24 protein-coding genes and 1 tRNA gene are annotated in these 19404 nt (G+C 64.0%); 21 read left to right on the top strand and 4 right to left on the bottom strand.

All coding sequences use genetic code 11. The annotated features are described in order from the left end of the window. The first annotated feature begins 52 nt into the window (after positions 1-52). Complete coding sequence (locus TMPK1_RS04380) at positions 53-505, top strand: hypothetical protein (protein ID WP_420241672.1); 453 nt, start codon at positions 53-55, stop codon at positions 503-505. Positions 506-673: 168 nt separating this feature from the next. Further along, complete coding sequence (locus TMPK1_RS04375; RefSeq protein WP_420241671.1) at positions 674-2767, top strand: sodium-translocating pyrophosphatase; 2094 nt, start codon at positions 674-676, stop codon at positions 2765-2767. Between the two features lie 78 nt (positions 2768-2845). On the opposite strand, the gene TMPK1_RS04370 is transcribed toward TMPK1_RS04375, so the two are convergent. Further along, a complete protein-coding gene (locus TMPK1_RS04370; protein WP_420241670.1) occupies positions 2846-3334 on the bottom strand; it encodes an outer membrane protein assembly factor BamE in 489 nt (162 codons plus the stop codon). A gap of 104 nt (positions 3335-3438) precedes the next feature. Between TMPK1_RS04370 and TMPK1_RS04365 the strand changes: the two genes are divergently transcribed. The 9 genes from TMPK1_RS04365 to cutA all read left to right on the top strand — a co-directional run bounded on the left by TMPK1_RS04365 (position 3439) and on the right by cutA (position 8195). Beyond that, positions 3439-3933, top strand: coding sequence for a ubiquinol-cytochrome C chaperone family protein (locus tag TMPK1_RS04365; protein WP_420241669.1), 495 nt, complete (start codon positions 3439-3441; stop codon positions 3931-3933). After that, positions 3930-4457, top strand: a complete 528-nt coding sequence (locus tag TMPK1_RS04360) for a YceD family protein (RefSeq protein WP_420241668.1) — start codon at positions 3930-3932, stop codon at positions 4455-4457. Before TMPK1_RS04365 ends, TMPK1_RS04360 begins: the two co-directional genes overlap by 4 nt. 122 nt (positions 4458-4579) lie before the next feature. Further along, complete coding sequence (gene rpmF / locus TMPK1_RS04355; RefSeq protein WP_420241667.1) at positions 4580-4765, top strand: 50S ribosomal protein L32; 186 nt, start codon at positions 4580-4582, stop codon at positions 4763-4765. Further along, positions 4762-5859 (top strand): phosphate acyltransferase PlsX, encoded by a 1098-nt coding sequence (plsX, locus tag TMPK1_RS04350; protein ID WP_420241666.1) that lies wholly within the window; start codon positions 4762-4764, stop codon positions 5857-5859. The genes rpmF and plsX overlap by 4 nt, the downstream gene beginning before the upstream one ends. 11 nt (positions 5860-5870) lie before the next feature. After that, complete coding sequence (locus TMPK1_RS04345) at positions 5871-6836, top strand: beta-ketoacyl-ACP synthase III (protein WP_420241665.1); 966 nt, start codon at positions 5871-5873, stop codon at positions 6834-6836. A gap of 104 nt (positions 6837-6940) precedes the next feature. Continuing rightward, positions 6941-7234 carry an integration host factor subunit alpha gene (locus TMPK1_RS04340; protein ID WP_420241664.1) on the top strand — a complete coding sequence of 98 codons (294 nt, stop codon included), beginning with the start codon at positions 6941-6943 and terminating at the stop codon, positions 7232-7234. 21 nt (positions 7235-7255) lie between these two features. Next, entirely contained in the window at positions 7256-7675 is a 420-nt protein-coding gene (locus TMPK1_RS04335) for a MerR family transcriptional regulator (RefSeq protein ID WP_420241663.1), read from the top strand. Between the two features lie 74 nt (positions 7676-7749). Further along, positions 7750-7826, top strand: a tRNA-Pro gene (locus tag TMPK1_RS04330). Between the two features lie 48 nt (positions 7827-7874). Continuing rightward, positions 7875-8195, top strand: a complete 321-nt coding sequence (cutA, locus tag TMPK1_RS04325; protein WP_420241662.1) for a divalent-cation tolerance protein CutA — start codon at positions 7875-7877, stop codon at positions 8193-8195. Here cutA and TMPK1_RS04320 read toward each other — a convergent pair. Together TMPK1_RS04320 and TMPK1_RS04315 are read right to left on the bottom strand one after the other, a co-directional pair. Further along, positions 8192-8641: a GNAT family N-acetyltransferase gene (locus TMPK1_RS04320; RefSeq protein WP_420241660.1), complete on the bottom strand. Its 450-nt coding sequence runs from the start codon at positions 8639-8641 to the stop codon at positions 8192-8194. The genes cutA and TMPK1_RS04320 overlap by 4 nt on opposite strands. Next, positions 8638-9057, bottom strand: coding sequence for a CoA-binding protein (locus TMPK1_RS04315; protein ID WP_420241658.1), 420 nt, complete (start codon positions 9055-9057; stop codon positions 8638-8640). The genes TMPK1_RS04320 and TMPK1_RS04315 overlap by 4 nt, the downstream gene beginning before the upstream one ends. Positions 9058-9157: 100 nt before the next feature. Between TMPK1_RS04315 and rplM the strand changes: the two genes are divergently transcribed. The 5 genes from rplM (at position 9158) to TMPK1_RS04290 (ending at position 12072) form a co-directional block, all read left to right on the top strand. Next, positions 9158-9625, top strand: a complete 468-nt coding sequence (gene rplM, locus TMPK1_RS04310; RefSeq protein ID WP_420241657.1) for a 50S ribosomal protein L13 — start codon at positions 9158-9160, stop codon at positions 9623-9625. Between the two features lies 1 nt (position 9626). Further along, on the top strand, positions 9627-10118 hold the full coding sequence (rpsI, locus tag TMPK1_RS04305) for a 30S ribosomal protein S9 (protein WP_420241656.1): 492 nt from the start codon (positions 9627-9629) through the stop codon (positions 10116-10118). A gap of 107 nt (positions 10119-10225) precedes the next feature. After that, on the top strand, positions 10226-11269 hold the full coding sequence (gene argC, locus TMPK1_RS04300; RefSeq protein WP_420241654.1) for an N-acetyl-gamma-glutamyl-phosphate reductase: 1044 nt from the start codon (positions 10226-10228) through the stop codon (positions 11267-11269). Continuing rightward, entirely contained in the window at positions 11266-11802 is a 537-nt protein-coding gene (locus TMPK1_RS04295) for a gamma carbonic anhydrase family protein (RefSeq protein ID WP_420241653.1), read from the top strand. The genes argC and TMPK1_RS04295 overlap by 4 nt, the downstream gene beginning before the upstream one ends. Positions 11803-11868: 66 nt before the next feature. Further along, positions 11869-12072 carry a DUF3606 domain-containing protein gene (locus TMPK1_RS04290; protein ID WP_420241652.1) on the top strand — a complete coding sequence of 68 codons (204 nt, stop codon included), beginning with the start codon at positions 11869-11871 and terminating at the stop codon, positions 12070-12072. A 43-nt stretch (positions 12073-12115) separates the two neighbouring features. On the opposite strand, the gene phaC is transcribed toward TMPK1_RS04290, so the two are convergent. Then, entirely contained in the window at positions 12116-13894 is a 1779-nt protein-coding gene (gene phaC / locus TMPK1_RS04285; protein WP_420241651.1) for a class I poly(R)-hydroxyalkanoic acid synthase, read from the bottom strand. Positions 13895-14049: 155 nt separating this feature from the next. Here phaC and TMPK1_RS04280 point away from each other — a divergent pair, with 155 nt between their 5' ends. From TMPK1_RS04280 to TMPK1_RS04260, 5 genes are all read left to right on the top strand, one after another. Then, positions 14050-14754, top strand: coding sequence for a hypothetical protein (locus tag TMPK1_RS04280; RefSeq protein ID WP_420241650.1), 705 nt, complete (start codon positions 14050-14052; stop codon positions 14752-14754). Beyond that, the gene (locus tag TMPK1_RS04275) at positions 14751-16040 is read left to right on the top strand and encodes a homoserine dehydrogenase (protein ID WP_420245617.1); all 1290 of its coding nucleotides are present in this window, start codon (positions 14751-14753) and stop codon (positions 16038-16040) included. The genes TMPK1_RS04280 and TMPK1_RS04275 overlap by 4 nt, the downstream gene beginning before the upstream one ends. A gap of 118 nt (positions 16041-16158) precedes the next feature. Further along, on the top strand, positions 16159-17136 hold the full coding sequence (gene glpX / locus TMPK1_RS04270; protein WP_420245616.1) for a class II fructose-bisphosphatase: 978 nt from the start codon (positions 16159-16161) through the stop codon (positions 17134-17136). A gap of 48 nt (positions 17137-17184) precedes the next feature. After that, complete coding sequence (gene recJ, locus TMPK1_RS04265) at positions 17185-18969, top strand: single-stranded-DNA-specific exonuclease RecJ (protein WP_420241649.1); 1785 nt, start codon at positions 17185-17187, stop codon at positions 18967-18969. Continuing rightward, positions 18962-19396: a hypothetical protein gene (locus tag TMPK1_RS04260; RefSeq protein WP_420241648.1), complete on the top strand. Its 435-nt coding sequence runs from the start codon at positions 18962-18964 to the stop codon at positions 19394-19396. The genes recJ and TMPK1_RS04260 overlap by 8 nt, the downstream gene beginning before the upstream one ends. The last annotated feature ends 8 nt before the right edge of the window (positions 19397-19404 follow it).

Here is a 19404-nt window from a genome sequence, read left to right as displayed (position 1 = left end):
GCAGCGCCCATCTAGGGAGTTGACGCGCGGCTAAGGATTTGTCCCGGACCTCATGAAGCGGCTTCTCTACATCATCGTTCTGCTGATCGGCGCTGGCGCCGGTGCAGGCGGGATGTTCTTTTTCGGGCTGCGGTCCGAAAGCGCGTCGGCAATGCCGGCGCCGATGAAGCTGGCGCAGGTCGAACAACCGATCTTCGTCGACCTGCCGCCGATGGCGCTGCCGGTCCTCGAATCGGATCGCGTGCAGCAAATGATCGCCTTCTCGATTGCGATCGAAGTGCCGTCGATCGATGCCGCCAGCACCGTGAAGGCGCTGCGACCGGCGATCTCCGACGCGATCCTGCAAGACCTCTACGGCGCCCTCGACCGCAGCCGCCTGCTCAAGGGCCGTATGGTCGACGCCGAAGTCTTGAAGACCGAACTCTCGAAGAGCGTCACCCGGATCGCCGGCGCCGACCTCGTGAAGAGCGTCCTGGTCCAGAAGCTGAGCCAGCGCGCTCTCTGACCCGCCTGGCCCAGGGCCGGCCGGTGCTTTCCATTTCTGATCATTGACTTGGCCGCTTGCGCTTCCACGCTGCAGTCGGCAAGTATCGCCGGCTTTTCCAGGGCGTGGCTTCAGGGGGCCGCGCTCATGAACCCACAATCATAAGCACCGGAAAGGGCTTCGGATCAGATGGATTATTCCGTGTATGTCGCCGTCGTACTCGGCTGCGGCCTGTTGGCCGTGCTGTATGGCTGGCTAGTCGGGAGTGCGGTGCTGAAGAACAGTGCCGGCACCCAGCGCATGCAGGAGATCGCGCTGGCGATTCAGGTCGGCGCCAAGGCCTATCTCAATCGTCAGTACCGCACGATTGCCGTCGTCGGCATTGTCGTCGCGGTCGTGCTGCTGGTTCTCCTCGGCGTCAAAGTTGCCGTCGGCTTCGTGATCGGCGCCGTCCTGTCGGGCATCGCCGGTTATATCGGCATGAACATCTCGGTCCGCGCCAACGTCCGCACCGCCGAAGCGGCGCGTACCGGCATGGATAAGGCGCTGGCGATCGCGTTCAACTCGGGCGCGGTCACCGGCATGCTGGTGGTCGGTCTCGGCCTTCTCGGCGTCGCTGGCTACTACTTCGCGCTGCGTGCGATGCATGTCGAAGAACGCGCACTGCTCGAAGCGTTGGTCGGCCTGTCGTTCGGCGCTTCGCTGATCTCGATCTTCGCGCGTCTCGGCGGTGGCATCTTCACCAAGGGTGCGGACGTCGGTGCCGACCTCGTCGGCAAAGTCGAAGCCGGTATCCCGGAAGATGATCCGCGCAATCCGGCCGTGATCGCCGACAACGTCGGCGACAACGTGGGTGACTGCGCCGGCATGGCCGCTGACTTGTTCGAGACCTATGCGGTCACGATCGTCGCGACGATGCTGCTCGGCCACATCTTCTTCACCGGCGCTGCACGCGAAACGATGATGTTGCTGCCGCTCGTCATCGGCGCGGTCTGCATCATCGGTTCGATCATCGGCACGTTCTTCGTCCGCCTCGGCCCGTCGAAGAACATCATGGGCGCGCTCTACAAAGGTTTGATCGCGTCGGCAGTGGTCTCGGCGGTGCTGATCGTGATCAGCGTCTATTCGCTGATCGGCGCTGATACGGTGGTTAAAACCACCACCGGTCTCGACTTGCGGGTCGGTAGCATTCTGGTTTGCGCGGGTGTCGGCTTGGCCGTCACCGGCCTGCTGGTTTGGATCACTGAGTACTACACGTCGACCTCGTACCGTCCGGTTCGTTCGGTCGCCAAGGCGTCGGAAACCGGTCACGGCACCAACGTGATCCAAGGCCTGGCTGTGTCGATGGAATCGACGGCGCTTCCGGTGATCGTGATCTGCATCGGCATCCTCGTCGCGTTCACGACGGCGGGCCTGTTCGGTATCGCGATTGCGGCCACGACCATGCTGGCGCTCGCCGGCATCGTGGTTGCGCTCGATGCGTACGGTCCGGTTACCGACAATGCCGGTGGCATTGCCGAAATGGCGGACCTTCCGAAAGAAGTGCGCGTCACGACCGACGCGCTCGACGCGGTTGGCAACACGACCAAGGCAGTGACCAAGGGCTACGCGATCGGTTCGGCCGGTCTCGCAGCGCTGGTTCTGTTCGCGGCCTACATCAACGACCTCAAGACCTACTTCCCGAACGCGAAAGTGGCGTTCGATCTGCAGGATCCGTACGTCGTTGTCGGTCTGCTGATCGGCGGCCTGCTGCCGTACCTGTTCGGCGCAATGGGCATGACGGCAGTCGGTCGTGCGGCCGGTTCGGTCGTGATCGAAGTGCGTCGCCAGTTCCGCGAGATCAAAGGCATCATGGAAGGAACCGCGAAGCCGGATTACGGCCGCGCAGTCGACCTTCTGACGAAGTCGGCGATCCGCGAGATGATCGTTCCGTCGTTGCTGCCGGTGCTCGCGCCGGTGGTGCTGTTCGGTGTGATCTGGGCGGTTGCTGGTCGTAACTCGGCCTTCGTGTCGCTGGGCGCGATGCTGCTGGGCACGATCGTCACCGGCTTGTTCGTCGCCATCTCGATGACGTCGGGCGGCGGTGCTTGGGACAACGCCAAGAAGTACATCGAAGAAGGCAATTACGGCGGCAAAGGCTCGGAAGCGCACAAGGCTGCGGTGACGGGCGATACGGTTGGTGATCCCTACAAGGACACGGCCGGTCCGGCGGTGAACCCGATGATCAAGATCATCAACATCGTTGCGCTGCTGTTGCTCGCGATCGTGGCAAAGCTCGTCTAAGCGAGAGCGTCACCACAAACGAAAAGCCCCGACCGCAAGGTCGGGGCTTTTTGTTTCGCTGCGATGTGCAGTGACGAATTAGTAGCCGCGGCCGCGACCGCCGCTGCTCGAACCCGGCTTCTTCTTGTCGTTGCCGAAACGGCCAACGTTGCCGATCAGCTGTTCGATGAAACCGATTTCCTTGCCGCTGGTCGGCGTCGTGCGATCGACGGTTTCGACCGACGCGATCGTCTGTTCGCCGGTGCGCTTCTCGAGGCTCGCGACTTTGTCCTTGTCGTCGAAGCGGACGATCAGAACCTGACGCTCAAGAATGTCGGGATCGAAGAAGGCCGTCTGCTCGGTGCGCTGGCCCATATAGTACCAAGTGTTGTCGTCGAAGGTCGAAACCATCGTCGGCGATCCGAGCGTTTGGAACACTTCGTCTTTCGACGAGCCGTTCTGCACCAGCGCCAGGCGATCGGCTTCGACGAGGTTGCCGCGGTTGGCGACATAGGGCGTGCAGCCGGCGGCGAGGAGCGGAAGTGCCAGCAGCGCGAGGGCCGGGAAGGAACGTGACGGACGGGCCATGGAGCTTTCGATCGATTCAAATGGGCCCAAAGGGCCGGTCGCGCGGACCGTTGCACCGGCCTTCGAGCGCTGTCAACTTCGCCCGCCCAACAAGGACGATCCCCGTGTTCGAGTGGTTGAAGACCCGCAATCCACGGCGCCGGCAGGGCGCTGATCTGTACCGACGAATGGTCGTGCTGGCGCGCGCGCCGCGCTTCTATGCCGAGCTGGGCGTGCCGGACACGGTCGAAGGCCGGTTCGAGATGATTTCCCTGCATGTGACGCTGCTGCTGCGCCGTCTGCACGGTGTCGATCGCGCGCTCGCTGATGCGGTGTTGAGCGCGATGTGGATCGACCTCGACGCCGCGATCCGCGAGTTGGGCATTGGCGATCTCAGCGTCGCCAAGAAAATGAAGTTGCTGGCGTCGAATTTCTACGGTCGCGCCGCGGCCTATGATGCGGCGCTGAAAAACGCGGATGACGCCGAGCTGCAAAGCACCTTGGTGCGCAACGTCTATGACGGCGAAGCGCCAGCGCCGGCCGCGGTCGCAGCACTGGCTGCATATGCACGCGACATCGCCGCCAGTCCCGAACTCGACATCGATCGGCGGGCAGCATGATCGCGCCTGATCCTGCGGTCGAATGGTCGCGCCCGCTGCCGGTCCGATCGGTGACGGGCGAGGGACGGACGATCGAGCTCGACGCCTCGGCGGAAGAGCGCGCGGCGCTGGCGGCGCGGTTTGGCCTGGTCGCGATTGACCGGCTGGCTGCGAAGCTTGAGGTCCAGCGGGTCGACGGCGACCTGATCCGGGTGCGAGGCACGGTCGAAGCCGACCTGGTCCAGACCTGCGTCGTCAGCCTGGAGCCATTCCCGGCCACGGTCCGCGATGAGGTCGAAGGCCTGTTCGGCGAAGGCGTGGCACCGGCCGATGTGCCGGAAGCGTGGGTCGATCCGGAGGCGGACGATCTGCCCGAGCCGATCGTTGATGGGGTCATCGACCTGGGGGAATTGGCGGCCCAGCACCTGTCATTGGGACTGGATCCCCATCCGCGCAAACCCGATGCGACCTTGGATCGGGCCCTGATCGAGGACGTGCCGGAGGGCCCGTTTGCGGCCCTGAAGGGCTGGAAGTGCAAGCCTTAAGTCACGTTGGGCCTTTTCTCGCGGCTGTCCTTGCTTCCGGCCTGCAGTTTCGAGTACATAGCCCCCTCGCAAGAGGCGGCCGGTCGGCCGCCTTTCGATCTTCCGGATCCCGAGTTCGTCCCATGGCTGTCCCGAAAAAGAAGACTTCGAAGTCGCGTCGCAACATGCGCCGCTCGCATCACGCGTTGGGCGCTTCGGCCCATGCCGAGTGCAAAAACTGCGGCGAGCTTTCTCGTCCGCATCACGTCTGCCCCGCTTGCGGGCATTACAACCAGCGCGAAGTCGTCGAAGTCGCGACGTCGGCGTGATCCGGCCGCGCTTCCGCGCGAAGGACAGCGTTCGTCAGAACGCTGAGCTGACCATCGCGCTGGACGCGATGGGCGGCGATCATGCTCCGCAGGTTGTCGTGAAAGGCGCTGCTATCGCGCGCACGCGGCACCCGAAGGTCAAATACCTCTTCGTCGGCGACGAGAAGCGGATCAAGCCGCTGCTTGCCAAGCGCAAGGCGCTGGCGAAGGTCAGCGACATTCTCCACACCGAAATCGCAATCGGCGCCGACGACAAGCCGGCCGTCGCGTTGCGCAGCGGCCGTCAGTCGTCGATGCGCCTGGCGCTGGATGCGGTTGCCGACGGCAAAGCGCACGCGATGGTGTCGGCCGGCAATACCGGCGCGTTGATGGCGATGGCGAAGTTCGCCTTGCGTACCTTGCCTGGAATCGATCGTCCGGCGATCGCCAGTTTCTTTCCGACATTGCGCGGCGAAAGCGTGATGCTCGATCTCGGCGCCAATCTCGAATGCGACGCCGACAATCTTGTACAGTTCGCAATCATGGGTTCGATCTTCGCGCAGAACGTTTTCGGCGTTCTGGAACCGACGATCGGCTTGCTCAATGTCGGCTCGGAAGAAATGAAGGGCCATGACGAACTGAAACAGGCGTCGGCCAAACTGCGCGAGATGCAGTTGCCCGGCATCTATCACGGCTTCATCGAAGGCAATGACATTCCCAACGGCACGACGGAAGTCGTGGTGTCGGACGGCTTCAGCGGTAACATCGCGTTGAAGACCGCCGAAGGCATGTCGAAACTCTACGGCGAATTCCTCAAGCGCACGTTCCGCTCGTCGATCGCAGCGCGACTCGGCTATCTGTTGGCTGCGGCAGCCTTCCGGAAATTGCGCGTGCGACTCGATCCGCGTCGCTACAACGGCGCGATGTTTCTCGGCCTTGGCGGCGTTTGCGTGAAGAGTCACGGCGGTACGGACGCGTTCGGCTATGCCAACGCGATTGGCGTCGCTGTCGATCTCGTCATTCAGGGTTTCAATGATAAGCTCGCCGAAGAGCTTGCTCGTATTGCTGCACAACAGAACGCGGCGCTGCCGCCTTCGGCCGCCGCGGCCATTTAAGGTCGCGCCCTTTGTCGTTTCGGTCAGTCATTGTCGGATGCGGTGCGCATCTGCCTGCGAAGATCCTCACCAACGATGATCTCGCCAAATTCGTCGATACGACGGACGAGTGGATTCAGCAGCGCACCGGTATTCAGCAACGTCACATCGCTGCCGATGGCGAACTGACGTCTGATCTCGCGCTTGAAGCCGCGCGCAAGGCGCTGGCGATGGCCGGCATCACGGGCGCGGATCTCGATCTGATCGTGTTGGCGACGACGACGCCGGATCAGACGTTCCCCGCCACCGCCGCAACCGTGCAGGCCAAGCTGGGCATGGACCACGGCGCCGCCTTCGACGTGCAGGCTGTGTGCTCCGGCTTCATCTACGCGCTGGCAACCGCCGACAATTTCATTCGCTGTGGCCAAGCCAAACACGCGCTGGTGATCGGCGCCGAAACCTTTAGCCGCATTCTCGATTGGACCGACCGCGGCACCTGCGTGCTGTTTGGCGATGGGGCCGGGGCGGTGGTGCTCAAGGCGGTGCCGGGCGACAACAAGACCGGCATCCTGTCGACGCATCTCCATTCCGACGGGCGGCATCGCGACCTGCTCTATGTCGATGGCGGCGTTTCGAGCACCAAGACGGTCGGGCATGTCCGCATGAACGGCAAAGAAGTCTTCCGCCACGCCGTGCAGCGCCTGGCCGAAGTGGTCGACGAGTCCCTGACTGCGAATGGCCTGACCCAGGCCGATATCGACTGGCTGGTGCCGCACCAGGCCAACCGGCGCATCATCGACTCGACGGCCAAGAAACTGTCGCTGAGCCCGGACAAGGTCGTGCTGACCGTGGCCCGCCACGGCAATACCTCGGCTGCGTCGATCCCCTTGGCCTTGGCCGAGGCGGTCGAAGACGGCCGCGTCAAACGGGGCGATCTGGTGCTGCTGGAAGCGATGGGCGGCGGTCTCACCTGGGGCGCCGCGCTGGTTCGGTGGTAGTCGTCAACGAGGTTGGCAACGTCGTGTGCCAGCGCGTTGAAAATTGACCGACTTCGGTCGGGTCTTTAGAGTTCGTCTGAATTCGAAGTGAGCCCGGGGGACCCGTGAGCGGGAACACGATCACGCGCGCCGATCTGAGCGAGGCAGTCTACCAAGAGGTCGGCCTCTCGCGGAACGAGTCCGCAAATCTCGTCGAAGTCGTTCTGGACGAAATCGCTGACGCGCTCGCCAAAGGCGAGATGGTCAAGATCTCGTCGTTCGGCAGCTTTGCCGTGCGCCAAAAAGGGCAGCGCGTCGGGCGCAATCCGAAGACCGGCGAAGAAGTTCCGATCCTGCCGCGTCGGGTCTTGGTGTTCCGTGCCAGCCACGTGCTGAAGCACCGGATCAACGAAACCTAACGGCGGACGGGCGCGCGGAGCATGGCCACCGACGCGATCGACCGTCCCGACGCACGTACGCGCGGTGCGAAATCTCCCAGCGCGTTCCGCACCATCAGCGAAGTTTCCACCGAGCTGGAAGTACCGCAGCACGTGCTGCGTTTTTGGGAGTCGAAATTCTCGCAGCTACGCCCGCTGAAGCGCGGCGGCGGACGGCGCTATTACCGTCCCGAAGATGTCGAGCTGATCCGCCGCATCCATACGCTGCTGTATCAGGAAGGCTACACGATCAAAGGCGTGCAGCGCCTGTTGCGTGGCCGCCGTCCCGACGATGAAAGCGACGGCGCGGCCGAGAAGACCGGCAGCAGCGATCTTCTGGTTGCCGAGCCGGCAGACGAGCGGAATTTATTCGCCGAGCTGGCGGCCGAGCTGCGCGCGATCCGCGATCTTCTGCGCGACTAGCGGCAAACCCCCGCCGCTGACCGGACGACTCGACTTCCCGGAAGTCGGCCCTATGCTCCCCGCCGACTCTGGGACGGGCTGTAGCTCAGACTGGTAGAGCACTACGCTGGGGGTGTAGGGGTCGCAGGTTCAAATCCTGTCAGCCCGACCAAGAGTCCGATGGCGACGCGCGTGCGCCATTCTTTATTTCGAGCCCGACATGACCGCAGCGATCTTCGTCTACGTCACGGCGCCCGATCTTGCAGCTGCCGAACATATCGGAACCGCGATCGTCGAAGAGGGATTGGCCGCGTGTGCCAATCTACTGCCCGGCATGCGCAGCATCTATCGTTGGAAAGGTGCGGTCGAACGCGCCGAGGAAATCGTCCTGCTGTTGAAGACGACGCCCAGTCGCTTTGATGCGTTGGAAGCGCGCGTGCGCGACTTGCATCCGTACGAAACGCCTTGCGTCGTCGCATTGCCGATCAGCCACGGCAGCGCGCCATATCTCGACTGGATCGTCGACGAGACGTCGCCCTAGACTAGGCTTAGCTCGTGCGTCGCGTTCGGGTCTTCGATGCGGCGAAATCCCAATCGCTCATAGAATCGCGCGGCGCGGTCGGTATCCGTGCGCAAGCGTGCGATCCGGAAATTTTCGCGCGCATGATCGAGCAGTCGCGTGACCAACAGCGCGCCGACGCCGTTGGTGCGGTGGGACGGCGCGACATAGACGCGCCGCAGCCGGCCGCAATCTTCTGTGCTGTAGGGATCGATGTTGACGCCGCCGACGGCGATCAAGTTTGCGCCGTCTGAAACGCCGAGCAGAATTTCGCCGCGCGCGTCGAACCGGTTGTCGCCGTTCGCCCAGTCAGCATCGAGACGATCGAGAAAGTCGAACCCTTCTTCGAGCGACATGGCGACGAGAGAGGTGACGCGCGCATCGGGCAAGGTCAGTGGTGCAATCGTGATTGACGTGGGCGTGATCATCGCAAACCCAGTCGACTCCATTCGATCACCGGGCAAGCGTTCTGCACCACGACCAGTCCAGCCGCTCGTGCTTTTGCTGCAGCCTCGTCATTGATGATGCCAAGCTGCAGCCACAGCGTTTTGGCGTGGATTGCAATTGCCGCGTCGGCGACGGGTGGCACGTCGGGCGCACGGCGGAAGACGTCGACCATGTCGACCGGCTCGCCGATCTCATCGAGCGAAGCCAGAACCTTCAGCCCGTGGATGGTCTCGCCGGCCGCGGCCGGATTGACCGGCCAGGAGCGAAAGCCCTTGGCCAGCAGAAAGCCCAGAACACCGTAGCTTGGGCGATCGGGACGGGGGCTGGCGCCGACCATGGCGATGGTCTTGGTTTCCTGCAGAATGCGGCGGATTTCGTCGTCGGGCGGGTTCGACATCAAGTAACTCCAGGCGCGTAACGATGCGGTATTATAGTACCGGTTGACTTGGAGGGGCTCGGTCCCTACAAACCGCGCCTTCGTTGGACCCGAGGAATTTATGAAGACGACCGTGTCGATCAAACCGGCCGACGTCGAGAAGAAGTGGCTTCTCGTCGACGCCGATGGCCTGGTGCTGGGGCGCCTGGCCAGCCAGGTGGCTTTGCGCCTCCGTGGCAAGCACAAGCCCAGCTTCACCCCGCATGTCGATTGCGGCGACAACGTCGTCGTCATCAACGCCGAGAAAGTGCGTCTGACCGGCAATAAGGCCGACCAGGACGTCTTCTACTGGCACACGGGTCACCCGGGCGGCATCAAAGGCCGTACCAAGGGCGAGATCCTGGAAGGCAAGCACCCGGAACGCGTCATCGAGAAGGCGGTCGAACGCATGCTGCCGAAGGGCCCGTTGGGCAAGCAGCAACTCGGCAACCTCCGCGTCTATGCCGGCGGTGAGCATCCGCACGCGGGCCAGTCGCCCGAGAAATTCGACATCGCGTCGATGAATCGCAAGAACACGAGGATCGGCTGAGATGACCGACGTTACTGAGACCCGCGGTCTGCAGGACCTGCAGCGTCTGCGCGCCGCGGTCGCCACGCCGGTCGATGCCGCTCCGGTGCAGCCCAAGCGCGATGCGCAGGGCCGTTCCTACGCCACTGGCAAGCGCAAGAACGCGATCGCTCGCGTCTGGATCAAGCCGGGCAAAGGCCAGGTTCTGGTCAACGACAAGGACCAGTCGGTCTATTTCGCACGCCCGGTGCTGCGCATGATCATCAACCAGCCGTTCCAGGCGGTTGATCGTGAAGGCCAGTTCGACGTCGTCGTCACCGTTGTCGGTGGCGGTCTGTCGGGCCAGGCCGGTGCCGTTCGTCACGGCATCAGCCGTGCGCTGACCCTGTACGAGCCGAACCTGCGTCCGCAGCTGAAGGCCGTCGGCTTCCTGACCCGCGACGCACGCGTCGTCGAGCGTAAGAAGTACGGCCGCCGGAAAGCCCGACGCGGCATGCAGTGGGCGAAGCGCTAACCGCGTACCGTCTCTCTCATATGCATTGAGGGAAGGCGTCCTCCGCGGGAGGACGCCTTCTTTCGTTTTGGGGTCACGCTACTTTCGACGCCGAAGGAGATTCGGACATGACGGACCAGCTACGGGTCGCGATCCTTGGTGCCAGCGGATACACGGGCGGCGAACTGGTTCGCCTCCTGTCGTTGCATCCGCAGGTTCGTCTGACCGCGCTGACCGCCGAACGACAGGCCGGCAAGACGCTGGCCGAAGTGTTTCCGCATCTCGGCTATTTGAAGCTGCCGACCCTGGTCAAAATCGACGAGGTCGATTTCAGCCAGGTTGATTTCGTCTTCTGTGCTTTGCCGCACGGTACGACGCAGCAGGTGATCGCGGCGCTGCCGCAGCATGTGCGCGTCGTCGATCTTTCGGCCGATTTCCGGCTGCACAATCTCGCCACCTATGCCGAATGGTACGGGCACGAACATCTGGCGCCTGCGCTGCAGACCGATGCCGTGTACGGCCTGACCGAATTCGCGCGCGGCGCGGTCGGCAATGCACGCCTGGTTGCCAATCCCGGCTGCTATCCGACCTCGGCGCAATTGGCGCTGGTGCCGTTGCTCGAATCCGGCGCGATTGAATCCAGCGACATCATCATCGACGCCAAGTCGGGCGTGTCGGGTGCGGGCCGCGATGCGAAACAGGCCAATCTGTTCGGTGAAGTTGCCGAAGGCATTCATGCCTATGGCGTCGGTGCGCATCGACACGCACCCGAGATCGAACAGGGGCTGAGCGCTGCCGCAGGCGCACCGATCATCGTCAACTTCACGCCGCATCTGATGCCGATGAGCCGCGGCATTCTTTCGAGCTGCTACGTCAAGCTGGCGAACGGCAACAAGCCGGACGACCTGCGCGCCGTTCTCGACAAGCGCTACGAAGATGAAAAATTCGTGCATGTCGCTGCTCCCGGCGTGTCGCCCGCAACGCGGCACGTGCGCGGATCCAACCACACGATCCTGGGCGTCTTTCCCGATCGCGTGCCGGGACGTGCAATCGTTCTGTCGGTGCTCGACAATCTGGTGAAGGGCGCGGCGGGGCAGGCGGTGCAGAACATGAACGTGATGTTCGGTTGGAACGAGGCGACCGCGCTCGAACAAGCGCCGTTGTTCCCATGACCAGCGGTGTCACCGGGCCGCGCGTGCTGCCCTACATGAACGTGCTGCCGCGCATCGACGACAGCGCTTTCATTGCCGACGGTGCGACCGTTATCGGCGACGTCGAAATCGGCGCCGAAAGTTCGATCTGGTACGGGTGCGTCGTTCGCGGCGACGTCAACGAGATCCGCATCGGCGCGCGCTCGAACGTGCAGGACGGCAGCGTCATTCACTGCACCGGTGGCGGATTAGGCACCTACATCGGTGATGACGTCACGGTCGGGCATCTCGCGATGCTGCATGCGTGCCGGCTCGAGGACGGGTCCTTCGTCGGCATGAAGGCCTGCCTTCTGGACGGCGTCGTTGTCGAAACTGGTGCGGTGGTTGCTGCCGGTGCGTTGGTGTCGCCCAACAAGCGTATTCCGGCCGGTGAATTGTGGGCCGGTACGCCGGCAAAGTTCGTCCGCAAACTGACAGACGAAGAGCGGGCGCGATTCGCGTCGACCGCGCCGCACTATGTGCGCCTGTCTCGGCAACATAAGTCGATCGGTTAACGCATCAGACGTTTGGCGGCGCGCGACTCACGCGTATAAAGTGTGAGTTCGGGAGGAAACAAACCAATGCCGCCAAGAACCGCTCCGCCGCCGCCAATTAAGTCCGCCGCCAAAGAGCCGCCGGACAAGACCCGCGTGGCGCTTAGCCATGACGCCGAGTTCAATTGGTGGTGCACACATTTCGGGGTTCAACGCCCCAAGCTGCACGAAGCGATTCGTGCGGTCGGGCCAACTGTCCCGGCTTTGAAGAAATATTTCGGAATGAAATGAAAAACGGGCGCCTCTTAGGCGCCCGTTCCTTATCTGGATCCCGTCAAATCGCCCGGGCTCGCACGTAACGTCCGGGTGCGTCCTCGATCACCGGCAGGCCACCCGCCGCAGGATCACGCGCCGGCACGGTGCCGTCCCCATAGCCCCGCATCCACGCGTCCCACGCACCCCACCACGAGCCGTCATGGTGAACTGCACCGGCAAGCCAAGCGTCCGGATCAGTTGGTAGTTGGTCGTTGGTCCAATAGCCGTATTTCTTTGCCGCCGGCGGATTGACGATGCCGGCGATATGTCCCGACGCGGCGAGCAGGAACCGTGTGTCACCGCCATAGAGCGGCGCGCCGGCGTAGACCGTCTTCCACGGTGCGATGTGATCTTCGCGCGCAGCAATCACGATGCTGGGCGTCGTAATGCGCGTCATGTCGATCGCGACTCCGTCGAGCGTCAGCGCGCCGGGTTTGCACAGCAGGTTCTTCTGATAGCAGTTGCGCAGATACCACGCGTGCATCGCCGCCGGCAGTCGCGTTGAATCCGAATTCCAATACAGCAGGTCGAACGGGAAGGGTTCTTTGCCCAGCAGGTAATTCTGCACCACGAACGACCAGATCAGATCATTGGCGCGCAGCAGATTGAAGGTGCGATGCAAGGCGCCGGCATCGAGATAGCCTTGGCGCTGCATGTCTTCTTCCATCGCGTTCAGCTGCGCGTCGTCGATGAAGACCGCGACTTCGCCGACATCGCGGAAATCAACCATGGCGACGAAGTAGGTGGCCGACGCAATCCGGTCGTCGCCGCGCGCCGCCATGATCGCCAGCGCCGCCGCCAGCATCGTGCCGCCAAGGCAATAGCCGATTGCGTTGACTTTGCGCTCGCCGGTGGCGCGCTCGATGGCGGTCAGCGCGTCGAACAGGCCTTCGCGGATGTAATCTTCAAAACTCTTCGCAGCGAGCGTCTCGTCGGGATTGACCCACGAGATCATGAACACTGTGTGGCCCTGATCGACGGCCCACTTCACAAACGAGTTCTGCGCCTTCAAATCCAAAATGTAGAACTTGTTGATCCAGGGCGGGATGATCAGCAGCGGGCGCCGCCGCACATCCGTCGTCGTCGGCGCGTATTGGATGAGCTGCATCAGCTTGTTTTCGAAGACGACCTTGCCCGGCGTCACCGCGATGTTGCGGCCAATCTCGAACGCGTCGAGATCGGTCATGCGCACCAGCAAATCCCCTTTGCCGCGTTCGAGATCCTGCAGCAGATGCTCGAGGCCTTTGACGAGGTTCTCGCCTTTGCTGTCGATCGTCGCGCGCAACACTTCGGGATTGGTCATCACGAAGTTCGACGGCGCCATCGCATCGACGAACTGGCGCGTGTGAAATTCGACTTTGCGCCGCGTTGCTTCGTCGAGCCCTTCGACCTGCGGCATCGTCTGCTGCAGCCAATTCGCGGCCAGCAAGTACGATTGCTTGATGTAGTCGAACACCGCCGACTCGGACCATTCGGCGTCTTTAAAACGCTTGTCGCCAGGCGCCGGCTGGATCACCGGTTCGGCGTGTTCGCCGCGCAGGCGGGCCGCGGTCGACTGGAAAAGCTGCGCGTAGCCCTGCCACAGCGACAATTGCGCTTCGAGCAGCTTCGACGGGTCCGCCCACAAGCGGGCGGCGGCTTCGAACATGGCGCCGTTGGAATTGAACGGGTCGAGCCGCACCGGTTTGGCCGGGTCGACCTGCTGCCGGGCAAGAAACTTCGCGATCATCGTCCGGCTTCGCTCTGCGACATCGAGCCAGGCTTTGGCGAAATCGTCAGCATTGTCCGGCGTGTTCATGCGAAGGCTCCCTGTACGACTAGCCATATAACCTGTCCTGGCGCCCTTCCGACCAGGGGCGCTTCCTGCTACTCCGTCCCGCCATGCGACGCCCCATCATCGCGCTTGTTGCGCTTCCCGTTTTCGCCCTCGGCGCCCTGACCGGCTGCTCGACCATGTCTGACGTCGGCAAATCGGTCGGCAGCACGTTCTGGAGCCTGATCCCGTTCGGCGGCGGCAGCACCGGTTCGGGCGCGCCCTATGTCGGCGACATCCAGCCCACCGTCGCCAAGGCGGCGGCGGAAGCGCCGCGCACACGCAGCACGCCGGCCGGCCCCGAGCCGGCGCAGGCGGTGCCGTATTCGACCAAGCCAGGTGCCGCCGAGCAGGACGCCAAGCCGACCGCGCGCGGTTCGGATTCGCGCCGCTCGGATGCCGCGCCGGCAAAGGGCCTCCACGGCACCCAGTTCGCCGAGGCGACGCCCAAGCCGACCGCCGAAGACAAGGCCAACGCGCTCGACCAGTCGCGTCGCCATTTCCAGGACGACGGCCGCTTCCCGAATCTGTCGGGTGTGCCGGCGCGCCCGACCGACCTGCCCAGCAGCGCCGAGATCGCAGCTCGCTTGAAGTCCATGCAGGACGAACGCGGCCAGGCGCTGGCGCGTTCGGTCACGCCGCCGGGCGAAGCGCCCGACGCGGTTCCCGAAGTCACCAATACCGGCGCCGACCGTCCGTCGGGCCGCATCAACCTGCCGGGCCAGCCCGACGCAGTTGCGATCGAGCCCTCGCGTGAACCGGCCAGCCCGGCGACTGCGATTCCGGCGCCGCGGCCGGATGGTTCGCCGCGCGCGCAAGCGCCCACCGCCACCCTGATCGTCTGATGTCGCCGCTTCGTGTCGGCCTCGCCGGCCTCGGCGTCGTCGGCGGTGGTGTCGTGCGTGCACTTGCCGAGCGCGAACGTCTGCAAGGACGCGCCGGTCGTGCCGTTGTCTTGACCGCTGTCACCGCGCGCGATCGCAACAAGGCGCGCGATCTGGATCTCGGCAACGCACGCTGGGAAAGCGACCCGGTTGCGCTCGCCAAGGCGCCCGACATCGACGTGTTCGTCGAACTGATCGGTGGGTCGGACGGCGTCGCCAAAGACGCGGTCGAAGCGGCACTTGCTGCCAAGAAGCCGGTCGTCACCGCCAACAAGGCGTTGCTTGCAAAACATGGCGCGCATCTGGCGCGGCTTGCTGAAAGCAACGGCGTGCAGCTCGCCTACGAAGCGGCTGTCGCGGGCGGCATTCCGATCGTCAAAGGTCTGCGTGAAGGTCTCGCAGCCAATGGCGTGCGCGAATTGCACGGCATTCTGAACGGCACCTGCAACTACATCCTGACCGCGATGCGCGAGAGCGGTCGCGACTTCGCTGACATTCTCGCCGAGGCACAGGCGCTGGGCTACGCCGAAGCCGATCCCAGCTTCGACATCGACGGCATCGACACCGCGCACAAGCTGGCGGTGCTGACCGCGGCTGCGTTCGGCACCGAAGTCGGCTTCGATCACGTGCATGTCGAAGGCATCCGGCACATCGCTGCGATCGACATTGAATACGCGCAGGAACTTGGCTTCCGCATCAAGCTGCTGGGCATCGCGCGTCTGACCGATCACGGCATCGAGCAACGCGTGCATCCGTGCATGGTGCCGATCACGGCGCCGATCGCTGCTGCCGAAGGCGTGTTCAACGCCGTCGTCGTCGACGGTGACTTCGTCGACAAGGTGCTGTTTGTCGGTCGTGGCGCTGGCGCCGGACCGACGGCGTCGGCCGTCGTGGCCGATCTCGTCGATGTGGCGCGCGGCCGTGTGACGCCGACCTTCGGCGTGCCGGCTGAGCAGCTGAAAAAGCTGACACCGGCGTCGATCGCACGGCGCGTCGGTGCCTATTATCTGCGGCTGACTGTGCTCGATCGTCCGGGTGTGATTGCGGACGTTGCAGCTGCGCTCCGCGATGCGGGCGTGTCGCTGGAAAGTCTGTTGCAGCGGGGACGTGCACCGGGGGAAGGCGTTCCTGTCGTCCTCACCACGCACGAGACCGAAGAAAGCCGCATGACCGGCGCTGTGTCGCGTATCGCTGCGCTGGAGTCCGTGGTCGAGCCGCCGCGCTTGATCCGCATCGAACAATTCTGAACGACAAGAATAGCTCCGAGGAGGAGACGCCATGGCCGGCAAGAAGAAGACGAGCGCAAAACCAGCCCCGAAGAAAAGCAACAGCGCGAAAGCACAGGCCGATACGTTTTCGCTGGTGATGGACCGCAACCTCGCGCTCGAAGTCGTGCGCGTGACCGAAGCAGCAGCTTTGTCGGCTTCGTTGCTGATGGGCCGCGGTGACGAGAAAGCAGCCGATCAGGCGGCGGTGGATTCGATGCGCCAGGCGCTGAACAGCCTGTCGATCGAAGGCACGGTCGTGATCGGCGAAGGCGAACGTGACGAAGCGCCGATGCTGTATATCGGCGAAAAGGTCGGCACCGGCAAAGGTCCCAAGATCGACATCGCGCTCGATCCGCTCGAAGGCACGACGATCACGGCAATGGGTGGTCCGAATGCGCTCGCCGTCATCGCGATGGCCGAGCATGGCGGGTTCTTGAACGCGCCCGACGTCTACATGGAAAAAATCGCGGTCGGTCCGGGCCTGCCGGAAGGCGTGATCGATCTCGATCGCAAGCCGGCCGAAAACCTGAAAGCGATCGCCAAAGCGAAAGGCGCCGAAGTGTCAGACCTGGTGGTCTGCATTCTCGATCGTCCGCGCCATCAGGAACTGATCGCTGCCGTGCGCAAAGCCGGTGCGCGCATCATGTTGATTTCGGATGGCGATGTGTCGGGCGTGATTGCGACGGCGCAGATCGATGCCGGCGTCGACGTCTATATGGGCACCGGCGGTGCACCGGAAGGCGTGCTGGCTGCTGCTGCATTGCGTTGCATCGGCGGCCAGATGCAGGGGCGTCTGCTGTTCCGCAACGAGGACGAAAAAGCGCGCGCCAAGAAGTGGGGCGTCACCGACCTCAACAAGAAATACGGGCTGAAGGACATGGCGTCGGGCGACGTCATGTTTGCCGCCACCGGCGTGACCACCGGCCCGATGCTGCGCGGCGTGCGTCGCTTTGCCGGCGGTGCTGTGACGCACTCGGTGGTGATGCGCTCGAAGTCGGGCACGGTTCGCTATGTCGAGGCGCACCATAATTGGCGCCGCAAGGCCGATCCGGTGAAGCTTTCGGCCAAAAGCTGAAATCACAGAAGCGCGCGCGACTCGGGACCGGTCTGCTAGGGTCGGCCGGTGACCAATCTCGCTTTTGCCCAGACTGAAGCTGACGATGCGCTGGTGGCGAATTCTGCCACGGCGCGTCGTTGGATCATGACGCCGGTCGACGGCCGTACCGCGCTGGCGATCGCGCAGTCGCACGACCTGCCCGACATCGTTGCGCGCGTGCTGGCGGGACGCGGCATCGGTCTCGACGCAGTCGAAGCAGTGCTCGATCCGACCTTGCGCCGGTTTCTGCCGGATCCGTCCAGCCTGAAAGACATGGACGTCGCTGCGGCGCGTATTGCGCGCGCGGTGATGCAGAACGAACGTATCGCGCTGTTCGCCGATTACGACGTCGATGGCGGTACGTCGGCTGCGTTGTTGACGCGGTTCCTGCGCGCGGTCGGCGTTGATCCGATCGTCTACATTCCCGATCGCATCGACGAAGGCTACGGCCCCAACGCGCCGGCCTTGCGCAGATTGGCCGAGCAGGGTGCCAAGCTGGTCATCACGCTGGATTGCGGCGTCACCGCCCACGATCCGCTCGACGCGGCGAAAGCAGCCGGTCTCGACGTCGTCGTCATCGATCACCATCAAGTCGAAGCGCAATTGCCCGTCGCGCATGCGGTGGTGAATCCAAACCGCATGGATGAAGACGGATCGCTCGGTCATCTGGCTGCCGTCGGCGTCACCTTCGTTACCATCGTTGCGGTCAATCGCGTGCTGCGTGGTGCCAACTGGTACGCGGCCCGGCCCGAGCCGAACTTGATGCAGTGGCTCGACCTGGTTGCGCTGGGCACGGTCTGCGACGTGGTTCCGCTGACCGGATTGAATCGTGCCTTCGTTGTGCAAGGCCTGAAAGTGATGGCACGGCGCGGCAATGTCGGCTTGGCCGCGCTCGCCGATGTCGCGCGCGCCAAAGAAGCACCCAACGCCTATCATTGCGGCTTTCTGCTTGGACCGCGCGTCAATGCCGGCGGCCGTGTCGGCGAAGCAGGGCTGGGCGCGCGATTGCTGGCCAGCGACGACACGCTGGAAGCGGCCGAACTTGCGACGCGTCTCGACGTGCACAACGAGCAACGCCGCAACATCGAACAAGCAGTGCTCGATGCCGCAATCGCGGATGTCGAACGGGCGCCGACGCTCCATCAGGACATCGTGCTGGTGGCGGGCGAGGGCTGGCATCCCGGCGTCGTCGGCATCGTCGCGTCCCGGTTGGTCGAACGCTATCGCCGTCCGGCGATCGTCATCGGTCTGGCGAATGGCGTCGGTAAAGGATCGGGCCGTTCGGTTGCGGGTGTCGACCTCGGCAGCGCGATCATCGCAGCGCGCCAAAGCGGCCTGCTGCGCGCCGGCGGCGGACATCGCATGGCGGCCGGTCTCACGGTCGAAGCGGGCAAGCTCGACGAGCTGCGCGCGTTTCTGACAACGCGCCTGGTGATGGACGATGCGGCGCGCGTGCCGACGGTAGCGATCGACGCGACCTTGTCAGCGCGCGGCGCGACGTTGGATCTGGTCAAGCTGCTCGACCGTGTCGGCCCGTACGGAGCCGGCCATGCCGAGCCGCGCTTTGCCTTCATGAACGCGCAGGTGATCCGCCCCGAACTGGTCGGCACGGCGCATGTTCGGTGCTTGCTTGGCGACATCGCCGGCGGCAGGCTGAAAGCAATCGCGTTCCGCTCGGCCGAGACCGACCTTGGCCGGACCTTGCTCGCAGCGCGCGATACGCCGGTGCATGTCGCCGGACGTTTGCAGATCGATCGCTGGAACGGGGAGGAGCGCGTGCAACTCATCATCGACGACGTCGCCCGTGCGTAAGCTGCTCGTCGCCTTGCTGCTGACCGCGTCGCCCGCGGTGGCGCAAACCGTGACGGTCGATCAAAGCGCCTGTCGGCTTGCGACCCGGCATGTTCCGGCCGCCGACGTGGAATACAAACCCGGCCGCGACGTCGTGAACGGCAAGCCGGTCGCGCCCGCGGATATCTCGCCGCCGCTGCAGGTGCCGCGCAACTTCCAGATCGTGATCGCGGTCGACGTCGCCAAGAAGCTGCAGGCGTTGGGCGGTACGAGTACGGCGACCACCAACCCGAACCAGTTCGGCCTGCCGCCTGGCGGCGAGGCCAAGGCCTATATCGGCGCGGTCACGGTCGATGGCGACCGCCTGTCCTTCAACGGCCAGCCGCTGACCGACGACCTCGAGAATGAATTCGCGGCACTTTGCCGTGGCTGGCGGCCGGGCCGCTGAGCCCGTAA

Origin of the sequence: Roseiterribacter gracilis, from assembly GCA_018332375.1 — a bacterium.
GTDB lineage: Bacteria > Pseudomonadota > Alphaproteobacteria > BOG-932 > Roseiterribacteraceae > Roseiterribacter > Roseiterribacter gracilis.
The sequence above is the reverse complement of the archived record's forward strand: the minus strand, read 5'-3'. Positions and strand labels throughout refer to the sequence as shown.

Coding starts and splice junctions, on each gene's coding strand:
- TMPK1_RS04380 (WP_420241672.1), top strand. CDS start 53: ATGAAGCGGCTTCTCTACATCATCGTTCTGCTGATCGGCGCTGGCGCC.
- TMPK1_RS04375 (WP_420241671.1), top strand. CDS start 674: ATGGATTATTCCGTGTATGTCGCCGTCGTACTCGGCTGCGGCCTGTTG.
- TMPK1_RS04370 (WP_420241670.1), bottom strand. CDS start 3,334: ATGGCCCGTCCGTCACGTTCCTTCCCGGCCCTCGCGCTGCTGGCACTT.
- TMPK1_RS04360 (WP_420241668.1), top strand. CDS start 3,930: ATGATCGCGCCTGATCCTGCGGTCGAATGGTCGCGCCCGCTGCCGGTC.
- rpmF (WP_420241667.1), top strand. CDS start 4,580: ATGGCTGTCCCGAAAAAGAAGACTTCGAAGTCGCGTCGCAACATGCGC.
- TMPK1_RS04335 (WP_420241663.1), top strand. CDS start 7,256: ATGGCCACCGACGCGATCGACCGTCCCGACGCACGTACGCGCGGTGCG.
- cutA (WP_420241662.1), top strand. CDS start 7,875: ATGACCGCAGCGATCTTCGTCTACGTCACGGCGCCCGATCTTGCAGCT.
- TMPK1_RS04320 (WP_420241660.1), bottom strand. CDS start 8,641: ATGATCACGCCCACGTCAATCACGATTGCACCACTGACCTTGCCCGAT.
- TMPK1_RS04315 (WP_420241658.1), bottom strand. CDS start 9,057: ATGTCGAACCCGCCCGACGACGAAATCCGCCGCATTCTGCAGGAAACC.
- rplM (WP_420241657.1), top strand. CDS start 9,158: ATGAAGACGACCGTGTCGATCAAACCGGCCGACGTCGAGAAGAAGTGG.
- rpsI (WP_420241656.1), top strand. CDS start 9,627: ATGACCGACGTTACTGAGACCCGCGGTCTGCAGGACCTGCAGCGTCTG.
- argC (WP_420241654.1), top strand. CDS start 10,226: ATGACGGACCAGCTACGGGTCGCGATCCTTGGTGCCAGCGGATACACG.
- TMPK1_RS04295 (WP_420241653.1), top strand. CDS start 11,266: ATGACCAGCGGTGTCACCGGGCCGCGCGTGCTGCCCTACATGAACGTG.
- TMPK1_RS04290 (WP_420241652.1), top strand. CDS start 11,869: ATGCCGCCAAGAACCGCTCCGCCGCCGCCAATTAAGTCCGCCGCCAAA.
- phaC (WP_420241651.1), bottom strand. CDS start 13,894: ATGAACACGCCGGACAATGCTGACGATTTCGCCAAAGCCTGGCTCGAT.
- TMPK1_RS04280 (WP_420241650.1), top strand. CDS start 14,050: ATGTCTGACGTCGGCAAATCGGTCGGCAGCACGTTCTGGAGCCTGATC.
- glpX (WP_420245616.1), top strand. CDS start 16,159: ATGGACCGCAACCTCGCGCTCGAAGTCGTGCGCGTGACCGAAGCAGCA.